Below are 9,846 nucleotides of genomic sequence, written 5' to 3' on the forward strand. Positions count from 1 at the left end.
CACCCGATGCGCGGCCTCCACCCGATACTCCGGGGTAAACGAACGCCGACGACCAGACATACGAACATCCTTCCACGGGACCACCGTCCCGCTATCTCAGATGTCCACTACTTCTGGGGAACCTCAAGTAGCACAGCCACATCACCAGATCCCTGCTTCCCTCCTCTGATCTTTCTTGCGCTACGCCACCGCCGCCCGCGCCCCCAGGTACACCTCCGCCGGCATCGAACGCCGCAACCGCCAGGTAATCGCCATCGGCCGGTCCCCCTCATGCGAGACGTAGTCCGCCGGCCCGAGGAAGATGTACGGCGCCGCACCCAGCGCGTTCGTCTTCGTCTCCCGCACAAACAGCAGGATGTGTGAGCCACGCTCACTGTGGTGGATGTACCGCTGCCCTGTCGGTGACGCCGCCGACGTGGTCGACTGCGACTCCCAGTGGAACAGGTCCGAGCTCAGCGCGAAGTCGCGGTACATGGTCGTCGGCGAGTAGTCGGTATCGGTCTTCTTCAGTGTGATGAGGAAGGCGTCGGCATTGACCGCCGGACACCAGGCCACGCCCTCCCGCATGGTGGACGGCGTCCGCTTCTCCGACACCCAGCCCAGCCCAGCGAGGATCTCTTCGCGCGAGTAGGTGGCGTGCAGAGCCAACGGCACATCGGCCAATTTCGGGATCAGATCACCCAGCGCGTAGGTGCTGCGGTGCGCGGCGTCGAAGGCGATGTCGACGACCTGGCGCATCTCCGCCGCGACCTCTTCCCTGCGGAGGATGTCGAGTCCCGCTGCAGCACTGTCGAATCCCCCACCGTTGGGGTACAGCGAGTAGAACAGCATGTCTGCCAGCCGCTGCTCGGTGATGGCACCACCCGCCAGCAGAGCGCGATACGCCTCGGCCCGGTGGCGGTCATCCACATGTGCGAGCGCCTTCACGCGCTTCACCAGTTCGGACTCCCGCGAACCGGGCAGCGGCCCCAGCTTCCCGGCGGCGCGGCACAGCGTGGTCCATGACCGGTCGGTGCGCAGAACGTCCTCCAGGCCGCGCCCGGACTCCTGCAGATACGAGGCGAGCAGGCTGTCGGGATGCGCGCGAATCTCCGAAACCAAAGTCGCCTTCTTCGGGGCGACCTGCTGTCGGACGTTCTCCAACACGATCCGTTGGGCGACCTCGTCGAGCACAATCTGGCTACCGGACGGCAGGAACGGAAAACCCTGCTCAATCTCCTTTTCCAGCCGTTTACGCCCGACCCCGGTCAATGCACGGAACCGCTGGTCGAAACGGAACTCTTTGCGCTGATGCCCCACGAAGTCCAGCGCCGTCAGCACCGACTTGCCCGGCGCCAGCCGCAATCCCCGACCCAGCTGTTGCAGGAAGACGGTCGCGCTCTCGGTGGGCCGAAGAAACAGCACAGTGTCCACCAACGGGATATCCAGTCCTTCGTTGAAGAGGTCGACGGTAAAAAGCACGTTGATGTCGCGGTTGCTCAACGCCGCCAGCGCCTCTCGACGCTCGGCGCTGTCATCGAGACCCACAACCGCACGCGCCGGAATGCCGGCTGCGACGAACTTGTCCGCCATGTAACGCGCGTGCTCGACGCTGACGCAGAATCCGAGGGCGCGCATGGCGCCGACATCGGCGATCTTGTCCCGGAGCTGATCCAGCACAATCCGGGTGCGTGCATCGCTAGCGGTATAGACCTCGCTCAGTCCGGCGAGGTCATACCCTCCGCGGCGCCACTGCAGTCGTTCCAGATCGGTGCCGTCGTACACCCCGAAGTAGTGGAACGGACAAAGAAGGTTCTGTTCCAAGGCATCCCACAACCTCAGCTCCGCGGCGACGCGCCCGTCAAAGAACGCGCGAACGTCGATGCCGTCGCCGCGTTCGGGTGTCGCGGTCAGCCCCACCAGTTCCATGGGTTCGATGTGGTCGAGCAGCCGCCGGTAGGACGCCGCCTGAGCATGGTGGAACTCGTCGATGACCACGACATCAAAGTGGTCAGGGTTGATGGTGGAAAGGCGGTCGGCCGTCAAGGATTGGATGCTGGCGAAGACATGGCGCCACTTGGTGGGCTGGTCTCCGCCGACGAGCAGTTCACCAAAGGTGGGGTCGGTGAGGACTTCCTGGTACATCCGCCGGGACTGCGTCAGGATTTCTTTGCGGTGTGCCACGAACAGCAACGTGAGATCCCGCCGGTGCACTTCACGGGCCAGCTGGCGGTAATCCAAGGCGGCGATCACCGTCTTGCCGGTGCCGGTGGCCGCGACAATCAGGTTGCGGTGACGATCATGGAGCGTTCGTGCGGCGTCGAGCTGTTCCAACAGTTCTGCTTGGTAAGGCTTCGGAGTGACTTCCAAGCCCGACAGCGTGATGGCCAACGGGTCCCGTTCCTTCTTCCCCGAGGCGACCTCCAGCGCGTTGCGCAGCCTCTCGCCATCCTCGTCCGGCCGGTAAGGCTCGAATTCTCGGTTTTCCCAGTAGGAGTCGAAGGTGGTGCGGAACTTCTCCAACAGATGCGGTGTCGCGATCGCCGACAGTCGTACGTTCCACTCCAAGCCGTCCACCAGCGCAGCGTGAGACAGATTGGACGAGCCGACGTAGGCGGTATGAAAGCCGGTGTTGCGCCGCAACAACCACGCCTTGGCGTGCAGACGTGTCATGTTGGTGTCGTAGGTGATGCGCACTTCGGCACCGAAGTCATTCACCAGGGCATCCAGGGCCCGGGCATCGGTGGCGCCGAGGTAGGTCGTGGTGATGACACGCAGCGGCACGCCACGCTGGCGCAACTCGGTGAGCTCCCGTTCCAGCAGCCGCAGGCCATGCCATTTCACGAATGCGCACAGCAGATCCACGTGGTCGGCACTCGCCAATTCCGCGCGCAGCTCGGCGGCGAGGGTCGGTTCGTTTCGGGCGTTGGTCATCAGTGCGGCATCCGACAGCGGCGTGGCCGGCCGCGGTGGCTGCACCCAGCCCAACGCATCAACCGTCACGGCGTCCAGGCGGCGAATCTTCGTCGGCTCGTCCTGATACGGCGCATCCTCTAAGACGTCGGGGTCACCGAGAGCCGCGAGAATCCTCCGGGCGAGGTGCGCGCGCTCTTCAGCACCGCGCGCGGCTCGCAGCTGCCGCTCGATCAGCGGGCTCAGGTGGCGGGCGAGGACGAGCGCCTGCTCAGCGTCGTCGACCGTGCTCAGCTCGGTGTGCAACCCCGATGTGTCATTAAGTGCTGACTGCAGCCGCGGGGTGAGCACAGATTCGTACAGTCCAGTCTCCACGCGGGGAGGCTAACGCGGTCCGGCGACAACTCCGCGCATGCCACTCTGAGCGTCTCGGGAGCCGTATCGGCCCGCAACCCAGCAGACGAAGCCTTACTCGCAATGTTTGCTGAATGCCCCCGGCGCCGCCGACCATGCGCTAAGCTTCCGGATCTGCCCTAATTGATACTGCCGCAGGACTCCGAGGTCAGCTTGTCGCACACGATGAGTATCGTCTGCCCGTTCGCGCTATATTGACGCGACGGGGTTTTTCAGGGGGCGTAGCTCGGTGATCGGTGCAGCGAGGACAGAGTGGTCTGGTGACGGGCGCCATCGACCCCGCGCGTTGTCGGTCCGTTGATGAGTACACCCAACCGTCCCCTGCCACCCGCCGCCGAGGCCGCACACCGCCTGCTCGCCGAGCACGGCCCACTGCCAGCACCCGACCTCAGAGAACAGCTCCGGAAGGAAGGTTTCGCCCAACCCCTGGAGCGGCTCCAGCAGTGGCCCGACCGGTTCCCGCACCGCTTCGCCGTCACGGACGACGGGCTGCTCTGTGTCGCAGTCGCCTACAAGAACGAGACCGAGACCCGCAACATCCCCGAGCCCGAGCACTGGTACTCCCCGGAGACAGCACGGGTTCCGCTGGACCGTGTGGCGGTGTTGGATATAGAGACCACCGGTCTCAACCGAGCCGCGGACTTCGTCACCGAGATCGCTCTAGTCCGGCTGGACGGCACCACCCTGATGGATGTCGAGGTGGCGGTGCCAGACAGCCAGGCCAGCCCCGAGACCGTGACGCTGTCGCAGGCCCTCGACACCCTGTCCACCCGGTTGCAAAACGTCGACCTGCTGATCGGGCACAACCTGCTCGCCTTCGATCTACCGTTCCTCGTACAAGCCGCGAAACGTCAGGGGCTCGCTGTCCCTCAGTTCCCGCCGAGTGCAGACAGCCTTCACCTCTCGCTTCTGGTCGATGTGGCGATGCCCAACCGCCAGCTCGCCGACCTCACGCTGCGCTACGGCGTCACCAACGAAGAAGCGCATCGGGCCCACGCGGACGCGACGGCAACCGCGGCTGTCATCCGCGCGCTGCTGTCCGACATCGACATGTCAGAACCCAGCTGGCCGCTCACGATCGCCATCCTCGAATCCCACCGCAACCCGCTCGCCTTACTGCTGCCATCGCTGTCGGGCCCGCCCGACTTGTCCACTCTGCGCAGGGAACCCGACCCTCTCCTCCAGCCGAAAGGCCCCACCGCCTCCGATGCGTGGTCGGGTACCCGCGACACCTTCCCCGTGCTCCGCGAGCGCCGCAATCTCCGCGAACGGCCCGCGCAGCAGGAAATGGCGCACGCGGTGGCCGAGGTGTTCGACGGCGGGGGCAACCTGGCGGTCGAGGCCCCCACAGGCACCGGTAAGTCACTGGCCTACATGCTGCCGGCCCTCGCCCGCGCCTCACGCCCCCGCCAACCCGTAATCATTGCGACTGCAACAAAAGCGCTGCAAGGTCAGTTACGCGCCGAGGCCGCCCGCCTGCAGCAGGAGGGACTCCTCGGCGCCCCGTTCCGGCAGCTGCAAGGCGTCGCCAACTACGTCTGCGCACGGGAACTCGAAGACGCCGTGTCCGACCGTGATACCGCCGGCCTCGCCCTGGCTGTCGCCTTCCGCGCCATAGCCCAATCCCCCACGGGCACCTGGGATGACGTCACCGACGACGTCCTCAAACGCGCCGACGCACGGTACGCCCGCACCCGCGCACGCCTGCGCACCAACGCGGCGGGCTGCGACCGTGCCGGTTGCACCTGGGCCAAAATCTGCCCAGTGGTGCAGCAGAGTGAGGACCTCGCCACCACACCCGGCGTGGTGTCGGTGAACCACGCCCTCATGGCGGCCTGGGTCACCGCCGCACAGGCACCCGGCGATATCCTCGCCGATCGCCGAGCCGACGTCGTGTTCGACGAAGCGCATGCCCTCGAAGATTCGCTGACCTCCGCATGGACCGGTCGCGTCGACGCCATCGACCTCGAGATCGTCGTCAACTCCCTACACCCGCGGGCCCGGATGATGCGCGATATCCGGGACCGGGCGGGCGGGAATCCCGAGGTGAAGCAGGCCAGTGACGATATCGCCAACAGCTGCAACGTGATACGCGCGGCCGGAACCGAGTTCACTCAAGCCGTATCCACATATCTCCATGAGTACGGCGGCCGAGCACACGCGGCCGTACTGCAGTACGGAATCGTCAACGCCCGACCAGAATTTCGGGTACTGCGTCAATCGGCGTCCGCACTGCGCTACGCCCTTATCCAACTGTCGAAAGTGGTCTCCACGCTCGATAGGTCGCTCAGCGACGTCAAGGGAGTCGGATCCGCGCGACGCCGCCTCAACGGGCACGTCGAGCGGATCGAAAATGCCATCACGATCCTCGAAACACTAGGACCGCTCCCGGACAGCCACCTCTGGGTGTACCGGCTCGCCGCCGAGGAGGACGATCCGGACGCCTGGGCGTTTGAGCGCCTGCCAATCCACGTGTTCCCCGAGTTCCAGCAGTATGTGGTCGACAAGATGCACTCCACGGTGTTGTGCTCGGCAACGCTCACCGTGGAAAAGCGCTTCGACTACCTGAGCTCACGACTCGGAATCACAATCGACGGCGCACCTGCGGATGGCACCTTCCGTGGACTTCAGCTGCGATCCCCGTTCGACTACGCAAAACAGTCGAAGGTGGTGCTCACCAACCACTTACCGATCCCGATCCCGGTCAATGAACGCGAGTTCTGCGAAGAGATGGCTGCCGATCAGGCCGGGTTCCTGTCCCTGTCCGGAGGGAAGACGCTGACGCTCTTCGCCGCGCGGACCCGTATGGAGATCGTTGCCGACGGGGTCCGCGCCAAAGCGGCCGAACTCGCCGAACGCGGCGTCGAACTGCTCGTCCAGGGTGAACACGGCCGGTCACAGATATCGCATCGTTTCAACGCGGAACCAGGCACCGTGCTCTACGGGCTCAAGTCGTACTGGGAGGGTTTCGACGCCCCCGGCGAAACCCTGTCCTATCTGTTCATCGAGAAGCCACCGTATCCGCACCCCGACGATCCGTTGGTCTCTGCACGTCAACGCGCCATAGCCGAACGCGGCGGTGATCCGTTCCTCGAATACGTCCTGCCGATGACCGCCATGCAGTTCACCCAGGGCTTCGGCCGGCTCATCCGCTCCGAGAGCGATATCGGCGCCGCGCTGATCTGCGACCGCCGGCTGCATTCACCGACTCAGGCGCAGCGGGTACTGCTGGGGTCCCTGCCCGGTCCGGCAATCCACGAGGCCGTCGACCGTGACGACGCATGGACGACGGCTATCGAATTCGTCACCGGCACAGCACCCGATCTCACCGCGGCCATTTCCTTCGGCCGAGACGACGTCAGCCAGCTGCTGGAGAATCTGCGCCTCATCGAGGGCGAGGATCCGACTGCGAAACTCATCGAAGCCGCCGAGAAACTGTTCGGCATCACCAACCTGCACCCCAAACAGCTCGACGTGATGCGCGCGATCATCGAGGGCCGTGACGTGATGGCCGTGCTCCCCACCGGTTTTGGAAAGTCACTGTGCTTCCAGCTGCCCGCGCTGCTCGCTCCCCAGGCCCGGGCCACCGTTGTCGTCTCACCGCTTATCGCGCTCATCAAAGATCAGGTCAACGACCTGCGCGGCCGCCGTGGTATCCGTCCGGTCCAGGGCATCACCGGCAACACATCCCGAGTGGTACAGACAGAAATCCTGCGCGACACCGCCAATGGCCAGGTCCGGCTGCTGTACGTCTCTCCAGAGCGACTGGCCCGAGACCCGGTCCTGCGCGGCGCATTGGGGCGTCAACAGCTCAACCGCGTCGTGGTCGACGAGGCACACTGCGTGTCGGTGTGGGGGCACGACTTCCGTCCCGAATTCCGCCAGGTACCCGCATCTGTGGCGACCTTCGACACTCGCCCACCCCGCGCAGGCTTCACCGCGACGGCCACGCCCGAAGTGGAGACCGACATCATCGGGGCGATGGACATGCTCGATCCGACCGTCGTGCGGGAGCCCAGTGACCGCCCTAACTTGCGTTTCCGCGTCCACCGATGCGCCGACGAACGCGATCGGGTCCGCGAGCTCCTCCGCTTCGTGACCTGGTCCGAAGACAAGGCCGGCATCGTGTACGTGACCAAACGTGCACTCGCCGAGGAGATCGCGGCCATGCTACGTCGTGCAGGTCATGCCGCCCGGGCCTACCACGCCGGCATGGTCCCCGAACAGCGCGATGCAGTCCAAGAAGACTTCGACTCCGACACCACCCGGATCATCGTGGCCACCAAGGCTTTCGGCATGGGCATCAACAAACCCAATATCGCGTGGGTGGTCCACTACGACCTTCCGGATTCCCTGGACGGATACGCTCAGGAAGCCGGCCGCGCCGCACGTGCCGCCCACGTCACCGGCGATTGCGTTCTTTTCTACACTCGGGGCGATATCGCCCGACGTCGCCGCCTGATCAACGCACACGAGTCGAAGACCGACGCACAGCTCACCCAACAACTCCTGACGGTGCTGTGGACGTGCCCCGAGCGCGGTGACAGTCGAGTCTTCGACGTCGACGAACTGGCCGACAAACTCGGCATCGACGACGACGAGGTCAATGTGCACCTGGCCCAACTCGAACGGGTCGGAGCACTCAAACTCGGCCTGGACTGCTCCGCCCGTGGCACCGTCGAAGTCGGTTCCCGAGAACCAACTCACGAAGAGGAACGACGTCTATTCCGCGAACTCTTCTACCAAGCAAACCGCGCAAAGCCCAATGTCCGCATGCAGCTGGACTTCCACCAGCTCCGCGATGAACGTGGCTACGACCCAGATCAGCTGGAACAGAAGCTGATCGACTGGTCCCTGGACCGGTTCGTCACCTTCTCCAGCTCTCGCCGGCTGCGCCGGGTCCGTCTGCTGTCCCGCGCCGCCCCGCGACATACGCTGGAACGCGAGTCCACCCGATGGAAGCATTGGCAGCAACGCCGCCTGCAGGCGATGATCGAGTACGCCGAACAAGCCGCGTCGTGCCGTCGGATCGCCATCGGGCAGCATTTCGGTGACACCGTCGCCGACTGCGCCAGCCGGGACATCGTCGCGTGCGACCGGTGCAACGACGAGCCACCACAGTGGGCAGCGCTGCCCGACCACATGGTCCCCGACCCGGAACTGCTCGTGAATGCCGAGCTGACCGTCTTGCAGGCTGTGGGGTGGGCATCGGCCTTCAAGAAGGGTGCTTACGGCGAAGCCAGCCTGCGTGCCGCAGTACTGGGTCTGGAATCGCTCGGCGAGGGCAGACCGCTCGGCGCGGGTGTCCTGAGTTGCCCCCAGTTCGGAGCTCTGCGCCACGTGCGCAACGGCGAGAAACGTTGGAATACAGCAGTGGAGAAGCTCCTCACCGATGGATTGATCGACCGGCGCACCGTGGAACGGGAGTCCACCCGCACGCCCTACCAAAGCCTCGCCCTCACGCCACGCGGCGCCCAAACACTCGGAATCACGGTGACACAGGATGCTTGAGAAGCGGATCACCCACCAGCTCCTCGAATCGGGCGAGCTCTCACTCACCGAACGGGAACGTGAGGCACTCATGCTGCCCGCGCACAGCACCACACTCGCCCTCGAACTGGACAGCGAGACCTTCCACGCCCAATGGAGCGGCAAGAGCCGACAGCTGACCGGGGACATGCTGACCGAACGGATGCAGGACTACGGCCAAGACGGCGGCCTGCTGCGTCTACGTCTGGTCGGCGACGTCTATCGCCTGCAACTGTTGCCACCAGGCTCACCGATGCTCACCATCCACACGCCGCCACCAATCACTCCGATCCAGAACAAGACGGTGGCGGCGAAGGTTGCGCGACGCCGGACAGTTGATCGTCAGTTCCACGCAGACAACGAGTACGACTGGTCAGCGGGCGGCGGCAGAGCGATCGGCTTCCTCAGGGACGCACGGGTCCTGCTCAGCGAACAACTCAAGGCCGCAGGCTTCGACGACCTCGAGTTGGTCGAGCTTCGGCTGCAAGGTGAAGAACTTGCCACGCTCGATGATTTCGAGGAACTGCTGGCTGTCGACGTCGCCAACGTCGACCGTATGCCTCACCAGGAGGCCGTCGCCCGACATGCGTTGTCGCGTCTGCGCGGTCGCGCTGTCCTCGCCGATGAGGTCGGTCTCGGTAAGACCATCGAAGCCGGCCTGGCGGTCAAGGAACTCACCCTGCGGGGTTTGGCGAGACGGGTGCTCATCCTGTGCCCCGCTCCGCTGCGCGAGCAATGGCGCGAGGAGATGCACCAGAAGTTCGACCTGAACTTCGAGGTAGCCCTCCGCGGTCCCGATGTTCATAAGCAGGACAAGCTGATCATGAGCCTGCAACTCGGACTTCGGTCAGCTTCGAAACTGACCGCGGAACCCTGGGACATCGTCATCGTCGACTTTTCCTCTCGCGCTAACGCTGTGCGACACGTACGCCAACACGGGGAAATGAGGCTGTGTCACACACCTCGAAGGTACTGTTCACGACACCCGATGAGGGTGACTGAATCTGGACG

General features: G+C 64.7%; 3 protein-coding genes. 2 read left to right on the top strand and 1 reads right to left on the bottom strand.

All coding sequences use genetic code 11. The features are described 5' to 3' along the window. Positions 1-180 precede the first annotated feature (180 nt). A complete protein-coding gene (locus ACTWP6_RS29090; RefSeq protein ID WP_260757055.1) occupies positions 181-3,267 on the bottom strand; it encodes a DUF3427 domain-containing protein in 3,087 nt (1,028 codons plus the stop codon). Between the two features lie 339 nt (positions 3,268-3,606). Between ACTWP6_RS29090 and ACTWP6_RS29095 the strand changes: the two genes are divergently transcribed. Beyond that, entirely contained in the window at positions 3,607-8,817 is a 5,211-nt protein-coding gene (locus ACTWP6_RS29095; protein WP_443189495.1) for a RecQ family ATP-dependent DNA helicase, read from the top strand. Then, positions 8,810-9,846 (top strand): SNF2-related protein (locus tag ACTWP6_RS29100; RefSeq protein WP_443189496.1); only part of this gene is annotated, 1,037 nt, incomplete at its 3' end. The genes ACTWP6_RS29095 and ACTWP6_RS29100, both read left to right, overlap by 8 nt.

Source organism: Mycobacterium sp. 4D054, from assembly GCF_052245755.1.
GTDB lineage: Bacteria > Actinomycetota > Actinomycetes > Mycobacteriales > Mycobacteriaceae > Mycobacterium.

Bases quoted from the DNA above. Each gene is read 5' to 3' on its own strand.
- ACTWP6_RS29095 (WP_443189495.1), top strand. From the start codon at position 3,607: ATGAGTACACCCAACCGTCCCCTGCCACCCGCCGCCGAGGCCGCACAC.